The 20642-nt window shown below is 46.6% G+C and carries 18 protein-coding genes; 12 read left to right on the forward strand and 6 right to left on the reverse strand.

The annotated features are described in order from the left end of the window. Positions 1–147: 147 nt before the first annotated feature. Positions 148–1302 (forward strand): HEAT repeat domain-containing protein, encoded by a 1155-nt coding sequence (locus MH215_RS20135; protein ID WP_239293015.1) that lies wholly within the window; start codon positions 148–150, stop codon positions 1300–1302. Then, positions 1283–2755: a glycosyltransferase family 2 protein gene (locus MH215_RS20140; RefSeq protein ID WP_239293016.1), complete on the forward strand. Its 1473-nt coding sequence runs from the start codon at positions 1283–1285 to the stop codon at positions 2753–2755. Before MH215_RS20135 ends, MH215_RS20140 begins: the two co-directional genes overlap by 20 nt. Positions 2756–2930: 175 nt before the next feature. Here MH215_RS20140 and MH215_RS20145 read toward each other — a convergent pair whose 3' ends face one another. Together MH215_RS20145 and MH215_RS20150 are read right to left on the reverse strand one after the other, a co-directional pair. After that, a complete protein-coding gene (locus MH215_RS20145) occupies positions 2931–3506 on the reverse strand; it encodes a TetR/AcrR family transcriptional regulator (RefSeq protein WP_239293017.1) in 576 nt (191 codons plus the stop codon). Beyond that, positions 3503–4228, reverse strand: a complete 726-nt coding sequence (locus tag MH215_RS20150; RefSeq protein ID WP_239293018.1) for an MBL fold metallo-hydrolase — start codon at positions 4226–4228, stop codon at positions 3503–3505. Before MH215_RS20150 ends, MH215_RS20145 begins: the two co-directional genes overlap by 4 nt. Positions 4229–4646: 418 nt before the next feature. Here MH215_RS20150 and MH215_RS20155 point away from each other — a divergent pair, with 418 nt between their 5' ends. From MH215_RS20155 to MH215_RS20170, 4 genes are all read left to right on the forward strand, one after another. Continuing rightward, complete coding sequence (locus tag MH215_RS20155; protein ID WP_239293019.1) at positions 4647–5111, forward strand: RrF2 family transcriptional regulator; 465 nt, start codon at positions 4647–4649, stop codon at positions 5109–5111. A 331-nt stretch (positions 5112–5442) separates the two neighbouring features. Next, a complete protein-coding gene (locus MH215_RS20160) occupies positions 5443–6060 on the forward strand; it encodes a nitroreductase family protein (protein WP_056703986.1) in 618 nt (205 codons plus the stop codon). 290 nt (positions 6061–6350) lie between these two features. Continuing rightward, positions 6351–7061 (forward strand): hypothetical protein, encoded by a 711-nt coding sequence (locus MH215_RS20165; RefSeq protein ID WP_239293020.1) that lies wholly within the window; start codon positions 6351–6353, stop codon positions 7059–7061. A 72-nt stretch (positions 7062–7133) separates the two neighbouring features. Beyond that, positions 7134–7892: a hypothetical protein gene (locus MH215_RS20170; protein WP_239293021.1), complete on the forward strand. Its 759-nt coding sequence runs from the start codon at positions 7134–7136 to the stop codon at positions 7890–7892. Between the two features lie 267 nt (positions 7893–8159). Here the strand turns inward: MH215_RS20170 and MH215_RS20175 are convergent, their stop codons facing one another. Together MH215_RS20175 and MH215_RS20180 are read right to left on the reverse strand one after the other, a co-directional pair. Next, the gene (locus tag MH215_RS20175; protein ID WP_239293022.1) at positions 8160–8843 is read right to left on the reverse strand and encodes an S-layer homology domain-containing protein; all 684 of its coding nucleotides are present in this window, start codon (positions 8841–8843) and stop codon (positions 8160–8162) included. Positions 8844–8970: 127 nt separating this feature from the next. Next, positions 8971–9822 carry an AraC family transcriptional regulator gene (locus tag MH215_RS20180; protein ID WP_239293023.1) on the reverse strand — a complete coding sequence of 284 codons (852 nt, stop codon included), beginning with the start codon at positions 9820–9822 and terminating at the stop codon, positions 8971–8973. Between the two features lie 290 nt (positions 9823–10112). Between MH215_RS20180 and MH215_RS20185 the strand changes: the two genes are divergently transcribed. The 6 genes from MH215_RS20185 (at position 10113) to MH215_RS20210 (ending at position 17263) form a co-directional block, all read left to right on the forward strand. Beyond that, a complete protein-coding gene (locus MH215_RS20185) occupies positions 10113–11168 on the forward strand; it encodes a lactonase family protein (protein WP_239293024.1) in 1056 nt (351 codons plus the stop codon). Between the two features lie 283 nt (positions 11169–11451). Further along, complete coding sequence (locus tag MH215_RS20190) at positions 11452–13326, forward strand: rhamnogalacturonan lyase (RefSeq protein WP_275446245.1); 1875 nt, start codon at positions 11452–11454, stop codon at positions 13324–13326. A gap of 497 nt (positions 13327–13823) precedes the next feature. Then, a complete protein-coding gene (locus MH215_RS20195; protein WP_239293025.1) occupies positions 13824–14903 on the forward strand; it encodes a sulfate ABC transporter substrate-binding protein in 1080 nt (359 codons plus the stop codon). 78 nt (positions 14904–14981) lie between these two features. Continuing rightward, positions 14982–15818 (forward strand): sulfate ABC transporter permease subunit CysT, encoded by an 837-nt coding sequence (gene cysT / locus MH215_RS20200; protein ID WP_239293026.1) that lies wholly within the window; start codon positions 14982–14984, stop codon positions 15816–15818. A 131-nt stretch (positions 15819–15949) separates the two neighbouring features. Then, positions 15950–16825, forward strand: a complete 876-nt coding sequence (gene cysW, locus MH215_RS20205) for a sulfate ABC transporter permease subunit CysW (protein WP_239293027.1) — start codon at positions 15950–15952, stop codon at positions 16823–16825. A gap of 195 nt (positions 16826–17020) precedes the next feature. Continuing rightward, positions 17021–17263, forward strand: a complete 243-nt coding sequence (locus MH215_RS20210) for a YezD family protein (RefSeq protein WP_056704017.1) — start codon at positions 17021–17023, stop codon at positions 17261–17263. 269 nt (positions 17264–17532) lie between these two features. Here the strand turns inward: MH215_RS20210 and MH215_RS20215 are convergent, their stop codons facing one another. Both MH215_RS20215 and MH215_RS20220 read right to left on the reverse strand, forming a co-directional pair. Beyond that, positions 17533–18432 (reverse strand): hypothetical protein, encoded by a 900-nt coding sequence (locus MH215_RS20215; RefSeq protein WP_239293028.1) that lies wholly within the window; start codon positions 18430–18432, stop codon positions 17533–17535. A 199-nt stretch (positions 18433–18631) separates the two neighbouring features. Continuing rightward, positions 18632–20635 carry a methyl-accepting chemotaxis protein gene (locus MH215_RS20220; RefSeq protein ID WP_239293029.1) on the reverse strand — a complete coding sequence of 668 codons (2004 nt, stop codon included), beginning with the start codon at positions 20633–20635 and terminating at the stop codon, positions 18632–18634. Positions 20636–20642: the final 7 nt, after the last annotated feature.

Consider the following 20642-nt stretch of genomic DNA (forward strand, 5'->3'; position numbering starts at 1 on the left):
TAGTAAGCATTTTGACCGTATCTAAGGACGGCTAATAATCAGCAGATCATAAGTATATCGCACCGGTTGTAAGACGAACATTGTGCTATGGAAATGGTTACTAGTGTAACCAATGGTGGGCGGTTTATTCGATTGAGGGGATAAGTCATGAGTGAGTATATGAGAGACAAAATGCAGGGGTTCGGGAGATCCATGTCCGGGTGGACGGAAACGGGAAGTAACTATTTGGTTCAGGTGACCGGTGTAATCTGTGGAGGCGTGTTCGTGACGCTTCTCATTATCTATCTCATCTTGTTGTGGAGAAATCAGCTGACGAAACGAACGCTAAAACTCCAAAAAAGAGCATTCCGCGACCTAATTGCTGATGATTCTGCACTTCGTCATTATTTTGCAAGAGGGGAGATCACACCTAAGCTGCTGGATATGAGGAAAGTTCAGCAAGAAGCGTTACAGGAAGTGTTACTGCAACAATTAGAGGAAAGTACGGATGATCTCCAAAGGGGAAAGATTCGCCTCCTCGCAGGCCAGGTATTTGGTGCGTTGTACCGGACCAAGCTTAGTTCGATGAAATGGAGTCAACGTATTAATACATTGCTCTACATAGAGCAGTTTCAGATGACGGAACTCCTGCCTAGGCTGGAAGAGATGATGCGTTCTTCGTTATGCACGAATCAGGAACGATTTATTATTCTGAGAATGTACGCTAGGACAGGCTATGTACGCTTAGTGAAAGAGTTGCTCAGGCAAAACACAGCGATGTCGGATTCGCAATATTTGCAGATTATGCTATTAGTTACGGATAAGATCTGGGAGAAAGTCATTGATCACTATGAGCAGCTTCCTATGCAGGCAAAGTGTAACGTCGTGGATGCGATGCGCATTCGAAATGTGCAAACGACGAGAGAGCTGGCATTACTAGAACGACTGCTATTCGAAGACCATGTAGAGCAGCGTATCTTTTCGCTTCGTGCTTTAGCCCAGATCGGTAGGCTGAGTGATGGAACCAAGGAAAAGCTGCTGCTGGCTTGGCAAGAAGAGGGCGGTATTCGATCACGTCTAGAACGACTCATGTACGCTAGGTTGTTGGGACGTGTTCACACAGAGGGATTTATTGAGCATCTGAATGGGCTTATGGGTGATCCTGCTTACGAAATAAGGCAGGAAGCTGCGAACTCTCTCGCTCAATATGATCGAGGAATCGAGAAATTACGCTGCGTAGCACGGGTACATCCGGACAAATACGCGAGGCAGATAGCGGAAGAAACGCTGGAAAGGAAGCAGTATGAACGAAAGATGGCTTGAGCTGCTGCAGAGTTTAATTCTGTTATGTTATAAAGGCATATGGATCTACCTCGTTGTTGTGGTCATCGCATGTATATGGTTATTTCTAGCGGCAGTTCGTACGATGGTGCGAAAAAAGGATCTGGATCTGCTTCACTATGATGAAGTGCTCAATGAAGCACTCGCTCCCCCGGTGTCTGTACTTCTTCCCGTACATAATCGAGCGAAGACTATTATTGCGGACGTATCCCACCTCCTTGATATCCACTATGGATGCTATGAAGTGATTGTTATTAATGATGGATCAACAGACGGTACGATGGAACGCTTAATGGAAGTGTATGAGCTGTCTACCGTGAAGAGCAAGATCCATTACTCCAGCATTGGGCAGGCGGTTGGAGAGATTAGAGGTGCATATCGATCACTGCGATATGACAATCTTGTCGTGGTCGACAAGCAATATGGAGGACACTCCGATGCTTTGAATGCGGGGATACGTGTGTCTCAGTATCCGTATTTTGCATCCATTGGCTCAACGACCATGCTAGACAAATATGCATTTGTAAAAATGATGAAGCCCGTTATGGCTGCGTTGCCGGGTGAAGAGATCATCGCTTGTGGCGGGCGGTTAGAGCTTGCGAACTCGCAGAGGATGTCCTGCTCCAGATTTCTTATTCAAGGAGAGAAGCCGGCCGCAGCTCTTCCAAGAAGTCCACTGCTTATGATGCAGAGGATTGAGTACATCCGTGCATTTCTCATCAGTGGATTGGGCTTGGTTAGATACAATATCAATACGTTATTGTTTACGTCAGAAGCTTTTGGTTTGTTCAAAAGAAGTTATGTTATGGAAATCGGAGGATTTAATCCTGATCCAAGAATGGCTCATCTAGAGCTGATCATGCGTCTTCATAAGCACATGAAACAGATCAAGGGCAGGGGACGAATCGTATATATTGACGACCCTGTATGCAGTATGAAAGTACCCGAGTCATGTACTGGGCTGCACCAGCAGCGTATACGCTGGCATCGTCAGTTGACCAATACGATGTGGGAGCAACGGGAGATGGCAGGCAATCCGAAGTATGGTTGGATGGGCATGGTGACGATCCCGTATTTTATCATGGTAGAGTTAATTGGGCCTGTTTTGGAGATCGGGACGCTGTTGCTATTATTGGTAGGTATGCTGCTACCATTTGTGGAGAACAGTCTACTGGTTGTGCTGGGTATGCTCTTAGTGCTCTATGGTTCACTCCTATCTGCGGCAGTCATTCTATTTGAAGTATGGCTGGCACGCATAAGGTACACGGCACGTGAAGTCACGCGTCTGTTCTTGTATGCATTATCTGAATCGTTCTGGTTCAGACCGATGAATAACATCTTCCGTATTCATGGACTTATCAAGGCGATTTGGAGTCTAAGAGGGCATGGCGGATCAGGAGGTTCGGCTTATTCGGAGCTTCACGCAGATAAGTAAACGGGTCATGCAGTGACACACTATAATTGAGTTGAACTGTAGGTGTATTTTGTAGGACAGGGTCATGTGCCTAGAGCCTAAGAGACCACGATCATATACACGACCATATAGAAGAAGAGGGTTGCAGGGATTAGCTGCAGCCCTCTTGCGCGTTATGAGGTTATGAGCGGAACAGTTAACTGTCTTTACTGCGTTGTTTTAGCCCGTCTAGGAAGGATGAAATGGTGAAGTGCAGGCTCTCGCTAGGTTCAAAATTCATGGCAAACCCACCTTGTGCGCCAATGGAGGCAAAGCCATGACACAAACTTCGTAGGCCACGCACCGCATGTAGTGCATCGGCTTCGGACAGTCTATAGGGCTGTAAAGAGTCCAGCAACAACTGTAGCGCTACAGTGCTGGCCGCGGCGAGCTGCGGCTCATTCCGATCAGGGGCATGGAAGGATGCCTCGTAAAGCCCGGGATGTTGGCGTACAAAATCAATATAGGCGGTAGCGATATCCTGAATGGCTTCGCTACCGACACGTCCTGCGGCGGCCACGGTTAGTGCCTGGCCGAGCTGTTCTACTGACATCAGCGCAAGCTCCTGGCGAAGCCCGGGTAGACCGCTGATGTGGTTATAAAGCGACGGAGAGCGCACATCGAGCCGCTGGGCCAATGCGGCCAGCGTCAGCGCATGGAATCCGTCGCGATCAGCAAGCTGGGCCGCGGCATTCAGCAGCATGCCGCGATCCAGCCCTTGCCGCGGGCTCATCGAAGCCCTCCGGCAAGGCGCAGCCGTTGCTCTGCGTCAGCCGTTGCCGCGCGCATCGCCGCTGCTGGCTGACGTAACATTCGTCCGTGGCCTACAGCCAGCACGGACGGTTCTAGCTCAGCCAAGCGCTTAGCGCTGGCAAGAGCAGTCTCGCGGTGCCATGTGGCTAGCGCGGGAAATGGAAAGAGGGGGCGCAGCTGTCCGGCAACGGCCAAGCCGCCCTGCAGTTGATAGGCATCGCCAGCGATGAGAACACCGCTGCGCGTATCCATAAATGCCATGTGCCCTGGTGTATGACCAGGGGTAGCAATCGCCAGTAACGATCCAATGCGATCACCATCTTCCAGCAGGTGATCTGGGCGGGTGTGAATGTTCTTGGGTACACTGCCGCGTACCGGCGTCTGTGGTTCATCAGACAATAGCGAAGCATCTCCAGTGAGTAGTGCAGCGTCCCGTGTAGAGATTAGCACCTCTACATTAGGGAGTGCATTCTTAAGACTGTCTAAGGCGCCAACATGGTCGCCATGGGCATGAGTTAGAATCACCTTAGTAATGGGTTTGTTAAGAGATTGAGCAGTGGCTAGGATACCCTTGAGACTGAAAGGCATTCCTGCATCGATCAGAGTTAATTCAGCGTCCTCTTCAACAAAATAAACGTTCACAGGGAAGAGTCGAGGGAGGAATGAAACTTGAATGACATTATATTCACGCGTAATACGCATCGTAATTCCTCCTTAAAACTAATGGTATTAGTAATATAACTAATGTCATTAGTTTTTGCAATACTCTTTGCAAAAATAACAGAAGATACGAAATGTTTAATTTAACAAAAAAAGCGTTTTCAAAATAAAGATTACCGATTATAATAATCAAGTAAGCCCTTTCATATGTCTATCTTATTGGAGCCTTTCGCGAAGCGGAGGGCTCACTTTTTGTTTTCTTATATAGGTTAAGTACATAGTGACCAAGCAAAGGTTGGCTTGCATAGGAGGCTGTATATATAGACACATCAAGGGATATCCTGTGTTCAAGCACTGCCGTAGAAGAAGTTGACAAACATAACTGTCATTCATATAATAACAGTTGTACTTACCTTGGATTGAAGTCCATCGGTGTTTTTTGCCGGGAAGGGAGTAAGTCATGAACAGCGAATTTACCATTGCCGTCCATTGTCTTGTGTTTCTATCCATGAAGGAAGACTGTATGGCCAATAGTGAAGATTTGTCTCATAGTGTGGGTACACACCCTGCCAGAGTTCGTAAGGTGCTAAGTGTGCTGCGGAAGCATGGGTATTTGACGACTAAAGAAGGCGCTCACGGAGGGTACTTGCTTAATCGTCCAAGTGATGAGATCAAGCTTGGGGAATTATACAGATTGGTTGCTGGGGGTTCACTTGGGCCCAATTGGTGTTCTGGCGAGTCAGGTTCGCCGTGCGTTGTGTCCTCTAACATGAGGGATGTCATGGGAGGCATATATGACGGAGGAGAAGAAGCGCTGAGCATATATTTTGATCGCATTTCCATCGAGGATGTGAAGCATCGGATCGGGAAAAGTGAAGGGATATCCAAGTCCATGAATGAGTTATTGAGACAAGATAAGGATTAATTCTGGCTACAGAATTTATATAGCTACAGTTTATATGTATATATTTCATATTTAGGCTCAGTTCAGATACCCTGTGATTACGGGGAGACTGTAGACTGCTTATATAACAGAACAACGTTGCCCCGGTTTCACGATTCATAAAGGCTTCAAGATTATTCCGGGCATAACGTGAACACAGATAGAGTCAATCTTCTGCGCTGATGTTATTTTCGGAAGGTGGGTATGTCACTACACCACTTATCATGGTTGTTGGATTAGAGCCTTGCGAAATTAAAAGCGAAATAAACAGCAATGATATTTACAATAATTAATAGAATTAGGAGTGGAGAACATGTCTAACAATGAAACACTTCGCGTAATTAGCGAACGTCACGCTGTCAAAAAATACGAAAAAGGTTTTGTAATGCCTGAGGCTGACTTGAATGCAATCTTGACTGCAGCTTCTGAAGCACCGTCTTCTTGGAACCTGCAACACTGGAAATTCCTCGTGATTGAGTCCGAAGCGGACAAAGCTAAATTGCTGCCAATCGCTTATGGCCAAAGTCAAATCGTAGACAGCTCGGTTACAATTGCTGTCCTAGGTGACTTGGAAGCTAACCGCAATACCTTTATCTATGATCAGGCTGTTGAAGCTGGCGCATTGCCTGCTGAGGTTCGCGATGCATTGGTTGGTCAAATCAACGGTGCTTACCAAAGCGCGCAAACTGCACGTGATGAAGCGATCCGTAACGCATCGTTTGCTTCGCAAAACATTATGCTCGCTGCACGTTCTTTGGGTTATGATACTTGCCCAATGGGTGGTTACAATCCACAACAATTGGTCGAAACGTTTAACATTCCTGCACGTTACATCCCGACATTGTTGATCACTGTAGGTAAAGCTGCACAACCAGCTCGTCCAGCAGGTCGTTTCCCATTGTCCGAAACTGTAGTTAAAGGTTCTTTCTAAGATAGAGCCACGATAAGCACCGCCATATGGTGTGTATAAAAACAGCCGCATGTTCCTCAAATGAGAGGACATGCGGCTGTTTTGCATTTAAACTCATGGCACGCGGTGTAATGAATTTGGCGAATCCAGATGCTTAGCGATGTCGGGCCTACGTGGATCAAATCGGGTAGGTACAGTTAGGCGGTTCAATTATCTCTATTTTTTAAATAATATAATACAATTTATAAACTTATTGGGTATCGTTCATGTGTATAGTTAGAACAAATGATTCAACAAATGGAGGATATATCTTGAGGAAGATCGTGATGGTAATGACGGGGGCATTGTTGTTCTCTGGATGTAGTGATAATCAAGTCATACTGCCTAAGGCTAACTCAGTGGAAAATAGCTTGGAATTGGCGACAACCGTCCCAGATTTGCTTTTGACTGAAAATAAGAATGATCAAGTTGCAATCTATGGTAGGGCACAGGGAGATGTGTTTTCTTCGCTCACTGTCCAAATAGATAAAGCGACCCAAACGTATTCCTGGAGTAATGTGAGCAATCCATCGTTTTATCCAGTCATTTATCGTGGTTCTCTTGGTACAGAAGGCGAGAACCTGATTGTAGTTGTATTAACGAAGGGTGCAGGCACAGGTATACATGAATCAGAAGTACATGTTCTAAGACCTGATTTTACTGAAATTCCAGTAGTAGATCCCATAGAGTTTGCAATGAACCAAATGAAACTTGAACTTTATACAGAACAGGGACTTCGCCACTATACGATAACGGCCAATGAACACGAGTATTCGTACGAATTCAATGACAGAGACTCAAGCGACTGGTTCGACCAGCCTAACGTTCAACATATAGTAAGGTACGATGTCCAGAATCATGAGCTTGTTGCGGAGCTACCTATTCAAATTTCCTTGGGTCATTATTTGGGAAACGCCATAGTGAAGTATAGGCTACATAATGGCGAATTGCAGCCTAGCACGTTCGAATTATCCAAGGATTAATTGAAATAAATTGATGTGGGGTATCACTGTAGCAGGATAGCTAATAGTTTGAAGGTGAAAGGGTGATGTGAGTTGAAAAAAGTACTGCCCTTATTGATGTTGGTAAGTGCCATTTGTTTATCGGGGTGCGCATCCAATCAACTAGCAACCGATCTGAAGCAGGCGGACGAGTCTTCGAATGAACTGGAGATGGTGCAGCAACAGCCTGAGGTGAAACCCAAGTTCATTGCATCTTCCGAAGATGAGCGTGTGAAGCTATATGCGATACAAGAATCCAAGGGTGAGATTGAAGGTGTGACGGTCGATATCGAGGGCAGGCAGCAAAATTTTGATTGGAGTGTCCAGAATACGGGGACCGATATGAACCCCCAGGTCTTTTATACAGATCTTACGGGTGATGGTAGAGAAGAAGCGGTAGTTATCATTCAGACGGGGAAAGGTACAGGGCTGGATCACTTCGATATGCATGTCATTCGAGCGGAAGACTTCTCTCTGATTAAAGTACAACAATATGAAGAAATTGTGGCAGATCAGATCGAATCTCACGTGACGGCCAACGAAGATGGTACTTTAGCAATTACGGTCAAAGTGCAAGGCCAAGAACATCAGTTTAATTCTAATGTTGAGCTAGCACCGAACTCCAATCAAAACGAGCTTGCCTTTGGCGGGGTAGTCATCTATGCCTTAGAGAATCAGCGAATCATCTCTAGATTAGGTGCGAGTATTGGGACATCACCGCAATATGTATGTGATTTCAAAGTAACCTATACATACGATCGTGCGAAAAATGAATTTGTTGCTGGTCAAATTGAGATCGGAACGTATGAGTAACATTTTACCTGTCTATCCAGCCAACATATTAACCAACTAACCAATCAATCTTCCATCTAACCAACATACTATGGCGACTAACCAAGCATTCATCCATCCAACCAAGAAACCCCCTTACCGTACAGACAACGATTAGACTAAGTGCTATCTTGCTCGCTGAAGTCTTCTCGTGATCTGTGATAAGGGGCTTTTTAATATCTGAATAGAATTGAAAGTATAACGAGACTTGCCTGTTAGCTCATGACAGTTACAGAAATAATGATCGAATTATTTTTCAGGTGTTTCCGGGACTACTGGTGCATGAAAATTATTCATATGTTCAATCGCATTAAACATCATCACGGCAGCTTCTGCGCGAGTAATGACTTCTTTGGGATGGAAATTGCCTTCGGCATCCAATGTGTTAATCTTGAACACTAACGAACGCTGAACTGCTCCTTGATACTCAGGAGTAAGCTCTTGCTCATCTGTAATATCTACAGGTTGAAGCTTGATCATCGGTAGGCCGCCTTTGGCTTCAATCCCTTGCATGATGAACAGTGTGAATTGCTCACGAGTCATCGGTTTGGATGGATCGATATCATCAGCCATCTGGATGCCATTATATTTTGCACGAATGAAGGCATTGCTGTACCACACATGATCAAGTACCTTGGAGAAGGAATCACTTGGTAGAGGTTCTTTGACGAAACGGATCGCATCCAAATTCAGATCCAGGCCATCTGCAAGCAACTGTATGCCTTGAGCCGTGTTTAATTGTTGTTCTGGTTTGAACAAGTTGTCGCTCAAGCCTTTAATCAAACCATCGTGATGCAATGCTTCGATTTTATCTGCTCCCGCAACTCCCTGAAGATCTGTGAATCCGCCTTGCGCAGCATGAATAGGTGTAGCACCAAGAGATAAGGTAAGTAATGCTCCCGCAGTCATCAGAGCAATTATATTTTTTTTCATATCAAGTCGCCTCACTTTTCTAGGAAGGGTATCCCTTTGTTTTAAAGTTATTTGCCCCTATAGACGACCCTTCCATGCAAAAGGTTGCTGCATTTTTCCATATATATTTTTGGATATATAAATTGAGCTATCCTTTGGACTTGTTCCGATAATCGGTAGGTGATTGACCCATCATTTTACGGAACAGACGTGAGAAATAATAGGGGTCTTTGAAACCAAGCTTCGAGCTAATCTGCTTCACCGTCCAATCTGTAAAATCAAGATAGCGACAGGAGTGTTGGATCTTAAGCCGCAGAAAATAATCAATTGGCGAATATCCTGTCGCTTGCTTGAACAGTTGTGAATAATGCGGGGCAGAGAGGCTGGCTTGTGCAGCCAATTCTTTGAGTGTTACTCCGCTCTCCAGATGCTCTAGCATGTACTGTACAGACTGCTCGGCAGCTCGTTTGCTGCTAATCATATTGCCCTCCGTACCATGTCCGTAAGCGAGCATGCCTAACATATATCCAACAATCTGTGAGGTGTACGTCATCGTTTGTAAGGAATAACCCGTCTCCAATGCTCCATAGCATTCATGATATAGTTCCAGCCACTTCTGAGCTTTCGCCGGAGCCATAGTTAACACACCTCCAGCCAGCAGTGGTTCCATATAGACAGCGGCATGTTCACCACGTAAGTGAATCCAATAGATACTCCAGGGATCGGCTGAGTATGCGCCATAGATATGAGCAACGTGGGCAGGGAGAACAACGAGACTACCGGCCTTAACATCCTGTCTCTTGCCGCCGTCCGTGGCGTACCACCCTGTACCTTCGGCACAATACATTAAAATATGGGAGGGGCAGCCCTCTGGTCGATCCCGGTAATGGTTCTCCGCCTCATGAAAGTATCCAATGTCGGTAACGTACAAACCGGACGTTACGGGATAAGCCGCGGCTTCCTCTAGTAGTGGGTCAGGTAATACGATTAGTTTTTGCATACGGAATCCGTCGGATTTGCGTAAGGTAGATGAGCTGTTATATGGTTTCATACTTGTATTATGGTGAGGTAGAATAAACGAGTCAATGATTATGCACAGGGCGTTAGCAAAAAGCATTCTGGAAGAACGTCTTACGATTAGAAGCTGAAGCAAAATAAGGGGAATTGGTTAAGTACATAACAGAGAGGCAATATGAACATGAGGTTTTCGAGGTTAGAACATGAGCGTTGAAGTTAGAATGCAGGGCAATGTAAGCATACCTATTTGAGAGAATAAGGAGCGATGGAGGAATGGGACAAGCTATGAGCAAGGATACGTTTTTCTATGTCGGAACTTATGCATCAGCGGATCAACCAGGTATTTATGTAGGTGCGCTGAATTCGGATACAGGCGAGATGCGGATTGCACATGATATTGCAGGGGTGGACAATCCATCTTACTTGGCTTTGAGTCCAAGTGAAAATTCACTATATGTTGCGAGTGAAACGGATGAGGGAGAGGTACTGGTCTATCGCCGGGACATGTCCACGGGTGAGCTGCACCTCATGGATCGCAAAAGCACCAAAGGGGCTTCGCCTTGTTATGTGTCCGTTACAGCGGATGGCAACTGGGTACTCGCATCCAATTACAGTAGTGGGAGTGTCAACGTATTTCCCGTAGGTGATCAAGATACGTTAGGTGAGATGAGCGCGTTAATTGAGCATACCGGAAGAGGTCTGAATGACGACCGTCAGGAAGGACCACATGCACACTCCATTCAGCCAGATCCATCAGGGCAATATGCAGTCGTATGCGATCTGGGATTAGATCAGATCATTGTCTATCGTCTGGAAGAAGGGCGTTTGGTAACACACCGGGAGACGAACCAACCTCCAGGTTCAGGACCAAGACATCTCGTATTTCACGAGAATGGCAAATGGGCCTATGTCATTAATGAGCTCAATAATACGGTGACTGCATTCATGTACGATGCACGCAGGGGAGAGCTTAGTACAGTGCAACATATATCCACTCTACCTGAGGGACATACGGGAGAAGGCACGGCTGCGGATATCCGAATCTCCCCTTGTGGACGTTTCCTATACGCCTCCAACCGTGGAGACGACAGTATTGTGCTCTATCATATTGATCAGGAATCCGGTGAGCTCGAAGCGGTGGATTGGACTTCCACACTGGGACAGACTCCGCGTAACTTCAATGTACTGCCAGGGGGAATACTGCTCGTAGCTAACCAGGACAGCAACAATATCGTTGCATTCCAGATGGATCGCGAGGACGGAAGACTGACGCACACCGGCTTCAAGCTAGAAGTTCCACGTCCGGTATGTATTGTTCCTGTAGATTAAGATATTATTTGTAAGCTATGGGTGCTTACAACACATATAAGCTGTAAGATCATGTGTACGCACGTGATTTTACAGCTTTGTTTTGTATATAGCTATCTGACAACGAAAGTGTCATTAAGTAGAGAAAAGCGAAATTATTTTACGCAAAACAAATGAAAATTACTAATTAAGACCTATATATGGAATTAAATGTTTAATTTACAATGGTATATATTAAAGCGCTTACAATAAAGATGCGCTAAGCAGCATCGGGCTTACCAAATCATTTGGGGAGGCTAATCGTATGGTCAATCGATCGTCATGGAAGCGCAGGTTGCGAACGGCAGGCATTACACTATTAAGTTCAGCATTGCTTGTTACATCTCTAGGTCTAACCGCTCCGTCGGTGACTCATGCAGCAGGAGCACGTCAGATGGAATTTCTAGACCGCGGCGTTGTGGCGGTGAAGACGGGGAATGGGGTATTTGTAAGCTGGCGGTTACTCGGTACGGAAGGGTCGAATGTTTCTTTTAATGTATACCGGGATGGCACGAAGGTGAACGCCTCACCTATTACGAACAGCACCAACCTTCAGGATGCAAGTGGAACGAACAACTCTAAGTATACGGTTCGAGCAGTCGTAGGTGGGGCAGAGCAGGCGGCTTCCAAGGTAGCAAGTGTATGGGGGAATAATTATCTGACAGTACCGCTCAGTGTTCCCGCTGGTGGGACAACCCCTGATGGTGTCGCTTATACGTACAGTGCGAATGATGCAAGTGCAGGTGATCTGGATGGAGACGGTGAGTATGAGCTCATTGTGAAATGGGATCCCTCGAATGCTAAGGATAATGCGCACAGTGGATATACAGGCGAAGTCTTTATTGATGCATACAAATTAAACGGAACCCGTCTCTGGCGGATCAGTCTAGGCAAAAACATCCGCGCAGGTGCACATTACACACAATTCATGGTCTATGATCTGGATGGAGACGGCAAGGCTGAGGTTGCGATGAAAACCGCGGACGGCACGAGAGATGGCGTGGGTACAGTCATTGGGGATGCCAGTAAGGATTATCGGAATAGCAGCGGATATGTGTTGTCAGGGCCAGAGTTCCTAACGGTCTTCAATGGACAGACAGGTAAAGCTCTCTCCACGGTCAATTATGAGCCTGCACGAGGTAGTGTATCGAGCTGGGGGGATAATTACGGTAACCGTGTGGATCGTTTTCTAGCTACGATTGCTTATTTGGATGGAGAGCGACCGAGTCTGGTCATGGCACGGGGCTACTACACCCGGACAGTGCTTGTGGCCTACAATTGGCGGAATGGACAATTGACGAAGCAATGGACATTTGATTCGAACACGCCAGGCAATTCAGGTTACGCTGGCCAAGGCAATCATAATTTAAGTGTGGCTGATGTGGATAACGACGGAAAAGATGAGATTATCTATGGTGCGATGGCAGTCGATCATGATGGCAAGGGGTTATACACCACAAGGCTGCATCATGGCGATGCTATGCATCTCAGTGATCTAGATCCAGATCGCCCAGGGATGGAGGTATTCCAGGTTCATGAGACACCGTCTAATGCAGGAATTGAATTCCGCGATGCAGGAACAGGTCAGTTGATCTGGGGTATACCAACAACGAAGGACATTGGACGCGGCATGGCTGCGGATATCGATCCAAGGTACAGAGGGGCTGAGGTATGGGCGAATGGTGTGCTGTATACAGCAAAAGGCCAGAGAATCGGGACAACCGTACCTTCGTCTACGAATTTTGGCATCTGGTGGGATGGTGATCTGCTCCGCGAACTGTTAGACAGTAACCGTATCGACAAATGGGATTATGTGAATGGGCGAACGGTGAATCTGTTAACTGCCTCTGGAGCCTCCTCCAACAACGGAACGAAGTCTACACCGAATCTTCAGGCTGATCTGCTGGGTGATTGGAGAGAGGAAGTGGTATGGCGAACCAACGATAGCTCGGCACTCCGTATTTATACGACAACCGCACTCACGGACAAACGAATCTACACGTTGATGCATGATCCGGTGTACCGTCTGGGCGTAGCTTGGCAAAATGTAGCCTATAATCAGCCGCCACATACCAGCTTCTATCTGGGAGAAGGCATGAATCCACCTCCAGTGCCGAATATCCGCATTGCTGGACAATAACGGACAAGCATCTCGGCGTATTGAATTCTGCCTGAGATTCTCATGATTCAGTCACATCAGTACCATGACGAATATGGATCAGAGAGTAGGCGAAGGAACAGGGTATACATGCTCTGTTCCTTTTTTGCCTTTTTCCAGTTGTAAAATGAATTGGGCAAAAATCGGAAAAAACGTTTGACAGGTAAAAGGGCTGCCTTTATGATACATATAACTTACTAAACAGGTAGGAATAATTAAAAAGACTGTATAACATGATGAACTTCATGATTCAGTCCAGCAGCAGAGAATGTCATCTGAACAGAATAACGTTCTTACCGTATCGACGGAGGAACACCGCAGCACATCGAACGCGATAAAGCATACACGGCAGCGAGCCGGCATGACTTTAGGAGGGAGAGGTGTGTACAGGTGTCCCTCCGTTATTTGTTTTTCGGTGGCGTTCCAAGCTGTTCAGCCTGTTCATGTAGTCACGCAGATCCACAGGGGGAGTGTTATTGATGAAAAAGAGAGTTCAAAAAGGTATTCTATTTGGTCTGGCACTGGTGTTGACAGGCGTGCTGGCAGGTTGCGGAGCAAATGGCGGCGATTCTAATGCAACTGGAGCATCTGGAGGGCAGGATAGTGGTGGCGATAGCCCGAAGGCCATTGAATTGTTGAATGTATCGTATGATCCGACTCGTGAACTTTACGAGCAATACAACAAGGCGTTTGCGGCGTATTGGCAGAAGGAAAAAGGTCAAGATGTGACCATTAAACAGTCTCATGGTGGTTCGGGTAAACAGAGCCGCTCCGTCATTGATGGCTTGGACGCAGACGTGGTTACATTGGCACTGGGTTATGACATTGATGCGATTGAAGACAAAGGCCTCATTAACGAGGGTTGGCAAGATAAATATGAGCATAACAGCTCCCCATATACATCAACAATTGTATTTCTGGTACGGAAAGGCAATCCAAAAGGCATCAAAGACTGGGATGATCTAATTAAGGGTGATACGCAGGTCATTACACCGAATCCAAAAACATCCGGCGGAGCCCGTTGGAACTATCTCGCAGCTTGGGGATATGCGCTCAAGAAGAATAACAATGACGAGGAGGCGGCAAAAGCCTTTGTAGGTGAGCTATTCAAGCACGCACCTGTACTGGATTCGGGTGCACGCGGAGCCACAACAACGTTTGTAGAACGTGGACTTGGCGATGTTCTGCTGGCTTGGGAGAATGAAGCGTTCTTGTCAGTGAAGGAACTGGGTCCGGACAAATTCGATATTGTTGTTCCTTCCGTGAGTATCTTGGCTGAGCCTCCGGTAGCTGTGGTGGACAAAAACGTCGACAAAAAGGGAAGCCGTGAAGTTGCTGATGCTTATCTGAAATATCTGTACAGTGAGGAAGGACAGACGATTGCAGCGGAAAACTATTACCGTCCAACACTGGATACCGTGGCTGAGAAGTTCAAGGATCAGTTCCCTGACCTAGAATTGTTCACGCTGAACGATGTATTCGGCACATGGCGGGATACACAGGCTAAACATTTCAATGATGGCGGGGTCTTTGACCAAATTTACGTTCCGGGCAGTTAAGTCTGGGCAATCTGTACTCGATCCTATGGCAAGGAGCCAACCAGCCTGACCGGCTGAAGGCAAGAGAGGATGACGTTCATGAGCAAGGGAATAACAACCCGGAGGCGCACGCTTCCGGGATTCGGGTTAACGATGGGATACAGCGTATTTTACCTCAGCCTTGTTGTATTGATCCCACTGACAGCCCTGGTGTTTAACTCTACAGGTTTGACCTGGTCTATGTTGGTTGAGACAGCTACGAATCCTCGCGTGCTCGCTTCATTTAAGGTCAGCTTTCTGACCGCAGGTGTGGCGGCTCTAATCAATCTGGGATTAGGGCTGCTCTTGGCATGGGTATTGGTGAGGTATGAATTCCCGGGTAAACGGCTCTTTGATGCTGTGATTGATCTGCCGTTTGCGTTGCCAACAGCAGTGGCGGGAGTTGCTCTTACGGCACTGTATGCCGGAAACGGCTGGATTGGGCAGTTTACGGAGCCTCTGGGCATCAAATTAGCCTATTCTCAGGCGGGCATTACACTCGCTCTGATGTTTATCGGAATTCCATTTGTCGTTCGAACGGTGCAACCGGTATTAGAAGAGCTGGAGGCTGAGGTTGAAGAAGCGGCTGCAACGTTAGGGGCAGGAAGGTGGCGGATATTCCGTACCATTCTACTTCCGGATCTTATTCCCCCGTTGCTGACAGGCTTCGCGTTGGCGTTTGCCCGAGGTATTGGAGAATTTGGCTCGGTGGTATTTATTTCAGGCAATATGCCGATGAAAACGGAGATCGCGCCGCTGCTCATTATGGCGAAGCTTGAACAGTTTGATTACGCAGGAGCTACGGCTGTCGCGTTGCTGCTGTTGTTGGTTTCATTTATCCTGTTGCTGGTCATTAACTCCTTGCAACGATGGAGCCGGAAGGCAGGCAGGGCGTAACAGATTCGCATCGGTACATTCTAATGAATGATATATCCACCGTGTACAAGAGCCGCGGGAATATCTAGGCATTCATTGGGGTGTTATTCGATGGTAGCTTTTCACTTACCCAACTGAAGGAGGTGTTGCGTATGGCGGGTTCTGTTCCGCTGAGTCCTGCTTCGCGCATACCAAGGAGCCCTGGGCCAAACCGTGCAACTACGGAGGCTCCATGGGTCAAATGGCTGTTAATTGGACTGGCAGGTCTTGTATTGTTATGGTTGCTTATTTTGCCATTGGTCATCGTCTTAATGGAAGCGTTGAAACAAGGGTGGGGAGTCTACATCGCCGCTCTGACCGAGCCTGATGCGATGTCAGCTCTGAAGCTGACGCTGCTCGTTGCAGCCATTACGGTACCACTCAATACGATATTTGGTGTCGCAGCAGCTTGGGTCATTACGAAGTTCCAGTTCCGGGGCAAAGGAATCATGATCACGTTAATCGACCTTCCTTTCTCCATTTCTCCCGTTGTCGGCGGGTTGATCTTTGTGCTGGTGTTTGGCTCTAATGGTTGGTTCGGCCCATGGCTGGCTGAGCATGATATCAAAATTATTTTTGCACTACCAGGCATTGTACTGGCGACGCTGTTCATCACATTTCCCTTCGTGGCCAGGGAATTAATCCCGCTCATGGAGGATCAGGGAACCCGTGAAGAGGAAGCGGCGGTGACGCTTGGAGCCTCGGGATGGCGAATCTTCTGGAACGTAACGTTACCCAATATCAAGTGGGGACTGCTCTACGGGATTATTCTGTGTAATGCTCGCGCGATGGGCGAGTTCGGGGCAGTATCCGTCGTGTCTGGACATATTCGTGGTGAGACCAACACATTGCCGCTGCATGTCGAGATTTTGTATAACGAATATCAATTCTCGGCATCTTTCGCCGTCGCTTCATTGCTACTGATTCTTGCTCTGGCAACGCTCCTAGTCAAGAGCTGGCTGGGACATAAGAATGTGAGCGAACGATGAGCCAAGGCTCAGTATGATAAAAAAAGAAACCTCAACTGGTTAACGGAAAATACCGATTGACAGCAACTGGAAGCCCTGATATTGTATAATCCAAGTATATAGGTTGGATAAGAATGTTTTATAAATCGGGATGGATATAAGGCATATCTTTTCAAGTAATATTGCGGGCACAGCCCGAGAAGAGGAGGCGGCTCTATGGCTAAGCCGTTGAAAGTGGATGAGGTATGGATGGACAGAATCGCTGGACAGCTCAATGACATGGAGTTTGGGTCGCTGCACATCGTGGTACACGAGGGTCAGATTGTACAGATGGAGCGAACGGAACGTAAGCGTTTTGAAAATACACCGACCAGCAGCGCCTCCAAATCCGGCGGTGCTGCACGGAACAACACACCTCGTTCATTGCGTGGCTCCAATGCATCCGGTGCGAAGGGATAGAGCGATGTAGTGTTATGTAGTGAGACGGAGTGTTATGGAGGCAAGGGTGATGCATGAGATGATGCATCACTAGATTGTTAAGATATCTCCAGCAGAACTGTTTTGTACTAAGAGTTAGCATGATGGGTAAAACAAAGAGAAGCCGCAGATTGCGAGCTTCTCTTTGTTTTGTATCGTGGATACTGTGAATTAACCGTCCTTGCAGGTCGGTCTATTGTTGTGCCGTGATGTTTCATAGATAACTGCGAATGTAGTCCAGTGAGCCTGCGCTACTCGTGCACTTTGGCACCCGATTTGCGCGTTGTGTTCACTTCGGTCTCCGTAGAAGCTTCCTTTGCCGGTTCTAGCTCTGTATGTCCTGCATATGGACGTTCACTACGAGAACTTGTACCTGACAGACGGAAACCGGACACGAACAATATGAGCTGCAAGCCCAGTGCGTAAGGAGCAGTCACAGGTCCAATGAGGTGCAGCAGAGAGCAGAGTGCAATGAGCGCATATAACACCTTGGTCATGGTGCCTGAGGCACCTGGTGTCCCGCGGCGAGGACTAGCCAAGAGCAGATAACCATAGAGTACCGTAATACATAGAGAAATGAAGCGAATCCAGAACAATGCGTAGGCCCAGCCACGCCAGAATGGTTGATTCAGTCCTTGCTGAACAATGATGAAATCAGCGATTAGATAGAGCAATGCCGCTACAGCAAGAGGCTCGACCGCAGGACGAATCACATTCCAGACAGCTTCCCACCACTGCACCGATTGTGTCTGGCTGCGGAGTTCTTCCGATAGGCTGGAGCTTTCTCGCTCTAGGGCTCTATGTATTAAGGTTAGCCGCGCAGGATCGGGGTCTTGAATGCAGCTACGAATCTGATCCTGAAGCTGTGGCGATAGGCTAACGGCTGTTCTGCACGCCAGCATGGCGTTAAGCAATTCGTGCTGCTCGGATTCCGTGCGTGTAGATTGCCTATTTTCAATTAAAGTGAGTTGCCCGAGCAGTGGTGTCGTTATGTATAGTGTATCTCGTATGGCTTGTGTTCGTCGTTCTCGACTTCGTCTAATTTTGGTGGCAGACCATATGTATATGCCTAGGAATAGGGCAATGATTCCGAGCAATAAGGCTACGAAGCCAGGATATGAGAATAGAAAAAACATCCAACGTTGCAGCACTGTTGTTCCTCCTTTGTACGAAAGTTGGGTGTAGCGTAAACCCTGGTAATATAAGCTTCTCTCACTATTACACAGGAATTAGTTGAGTTCAAGCAGAAAGATGGGAATGAAGAAGGCACTTAACATGTTACGCATACACAACAGCCGAGTCGGAATGGAGACGACTCGGCTATATTATTGTGAGATGTTATGAGGTATTCTACACTTTGAAACGGTCAACTTGGCGCTGTAATTCAGTTAGTGTCACGTTGAGGTTCGTTGTAAGCGAGGAGACATTTTCAAATAGACTGACCTGTGTTTCAGTGCTTGCCAATACCTCCTCGGAGCTAGCAGCAGTTTCCTCTGATGCAGCAGAGGTTCCCTCCAGCAATAAGGAGAGTTGTTGACGGCTGTCCACGAGGTTATCCATTGAAGTTACAATGTGATCGGTAAACTCGCTTACAGATGTAAGTGTATCTTTAATATTAGCGAATGCGTCCGTTACCTCCGTTACAGTCGTCTCTTGAAGATGAACGATATTTTCGGCTTTAACCATGGATTGGAGTGTGACCACTGCGGAATTTTGAACATTTTCGATTAGTTTCTGAATTTGTACTACTGATGCGCTGGTTTGCTCAGACAACACACGTACTTGAGCAGCTACCACAGCGAACCCCCTACCATGTTCACCGGCACGAGCAGCCTCAATGGAAGCATTCAGAGCGAGCAAGTTGGTCTCCCGAGAGATGCCAGTGATGGTCTCTGTCATTTGGCCGATCGCATCAATATCATTTTTCAGTTGTGTGAGTTTGCTGGACATATCTACAAATACTTGTACATTTTGCGTCATCGAATCGGATAAGATCGCTACAGTATGTAAACCCTTGGCTTGCTTGTCTCCAATGACCTGGTTGTATTCAAACAACATGTTCGTATTATGCTTGGTGTCCTCTACCTGTTTAGATAATTGTTGGATGGCGATGACTCCGTTATGCATATCTTCGGCATGTCTGCCAGAGTTATTTGCCATCTCCTCAATAGCAATACGGATTTCACGTGTAATCTCTACCGTGTGCAGGGTATTATCAGTAATGGATGCAGCATCCTGTTTACTTGCTGTAGTTGCTTTTTTGACATCAGTTACAATGGAATGAATCTGATTAATAAAGTGATTGGTTGACTCCGCTAACTGTCCGATTTCATCTTTGGAATTCACTTGCAGGCGTTGAGTCAAATCACCGTCCCCACGACTGATGGATTCCATAGCTTGCTGCAATTGGCGTACTCGCCGCATTTGTGCATTTACCACGAGAAATACGACGATTATTACGAGCAATAATCCGGCAGTAGCAGACAGAAGGGTTGTTATGTTCATATCGTCAATGACCTTCGTTGATAGAGCGAGTATAAATCCACGACCATCAGACAGAGAGGTTATATAATAATCTGCACGTTGACCTTTATACTGGGCATGCACTTGTTCAGTAGAAGAAGACTGTACACTTTTTTGGAATGCATCTGTAATGAAGGGTTCCAAACCGTCCGAGTTCCCATCACTTGAGTACAACAGATTGCCATTCTCGTCCAAAATACCTGAGAATAACACATCACTGCTTAGGCTTGTCTTCAACTGATCAATCAGCGATTGTGCCCCAATTTGCTGATCAAGCTCCGTTAGGCGCTGCCCATCCCGTCCCACCTGTACAATTCGAGGAGAAGACCATCCGCCAACCCCAACATATTTATATATTTTGGGATCGACAGTCCGTGGCTGGGCAGGTTGGGCGACTTGATCCCTTTTGCCAGTAATCAGATCCATGAACTCATAGGCTTGTTGACTTGGGTCAGCTCCAAAGTTTAGGTTAGCGTCCTTATCAAAAGTGGACAGCTCGACCTGACCATTGCTATCCGTAACCCAAATTTCATCAATCCCAGATTGGTTAACTAATTCTACAGCCTGCTCGTAGGTTAAATTCTGATCTACTAAATAAGAAATCAATGTAGCTTGGCCAAACATCTCCTGCTCCATGACATTTTCAGCAGCTTTCCGCGATAAGATAGCATTTTCAATTGAAATTTTGGCTACCTCCATCGTTGTAATTCCTTTATTATTCAAACTTTTCGTTGTAAATTGATTCACAATAAGTACAAGTACTGAAATGACCACAATAAAAATAATGATGATCGGCCATATGATTTTGTGTTTGATGGAATTCTTTATCAAAGGTAGT

Origin of the sequence: Paenibacillus sp. ACRSA (assembly GCF_022346845.1) — a bacterium.
In the GTDB taxonomy this organism is placed as follows: Bacteria; Bacillota; Bacilli; order Paenibacillales; family Paenibacillaceae; genus Paenibacillus.

Bases quoted from the DNA above. Each gene is read 5' to 3' on its own strand.
- MH215_RS20135 (WP_239293015.1), top strand. From the start codon at position 148: ATGAGTGAGTATATGAGAGACAAAATGCAGGGGTTCGGGAGATCCATG.
- MH215_RS20140 (WP_239293016.1), top strand. From the start codon at position 1,283: ATGAACGAAAGATGGCTTGAGCTGCTGCAGAGTTTAATTCTGTTATGT.
- MH215_RS20145 (WP_239293017.1), bottom strand. From the start codon at position 3,506: ATGAGCCCGCGGCAAGGGCTGGATCGCGGCATGCTGCTGAATGCCGCG.
- MH215_RS20150 (WP_239293018.1), bottom strand. From the start codon at position 4,228: ATGCGTATTACGCGTGAATATAATGTCATTCAAGTTTCATTCCTCCCT.
- MH215_RS20155 (WP_239293019.1), top strand. From the start codon at position 4,647: ATGAACAGCGAATTTACCATTGCCGTCCATTGTCTTGTGTTTCTATCC.
- MH215_RS20160 (WP_056703986.1), top strand. From the start codon at position 5,443: ATGTCTAACAATGAAACACTTCGCGTAATTAGCGAACGTCACGCTGTC.
- MH215_RS20175 (WP_239293022.1), bottom strand. From the start codon at position 8,843: ATGAAAAAAAATATAATTGCTCTGATGACTGCGGGAGCATTACTTACC.
- MH215_RS20180 (WP_239293023.1), bottom strand. From the start codon at position 9,822: ATGCAAAAACTAATCGTATTACCTGACCCACTACTAGAGGAAGCCGCG.
- MH215_RS20185 (WP_239293024.1), top strand. From the start codon at position 10,113: ATGGGACAAGCTATGAGCAAGGATACGTTTTTCTATGTCGGAACTTAT.
- MH215_RS20190 (WP_275446245.1), top strand. From the start codon at position 11,452: ATGGTCAATCGATCGTCATGGAAGCGCAGGTTGCGAACGGCAGGCATT.
- MH215_RS20195 (WP_239293025.1), top strand. From the start codon at position 13,824: ATGAAAAAGAGAGTTCAAAAAGGTATTCTATTTGGTCTGGCACTGGTG.
- cysT (WP_239293026.1), top strand. From the start codon at position 14,982: ATGAGCAAGGGAATAACAACCCGGAGGCGCACGCTTCCGGGATTCGGG.
- cysW (WP_239293027.1), top strand. From the start codon at position 15,950: ATGGCGGGTTCTGTTCCGCTGAGTCCTGCTTCGCGCATACCAAGGAGC.
- MH215_RS20210 (WP_056704017.1), top strand. From the start codon at position 17,021: ATGGCTAAGCCGTTGAAAGTGGATGAGGTATGGATGGACAGAATCGCT.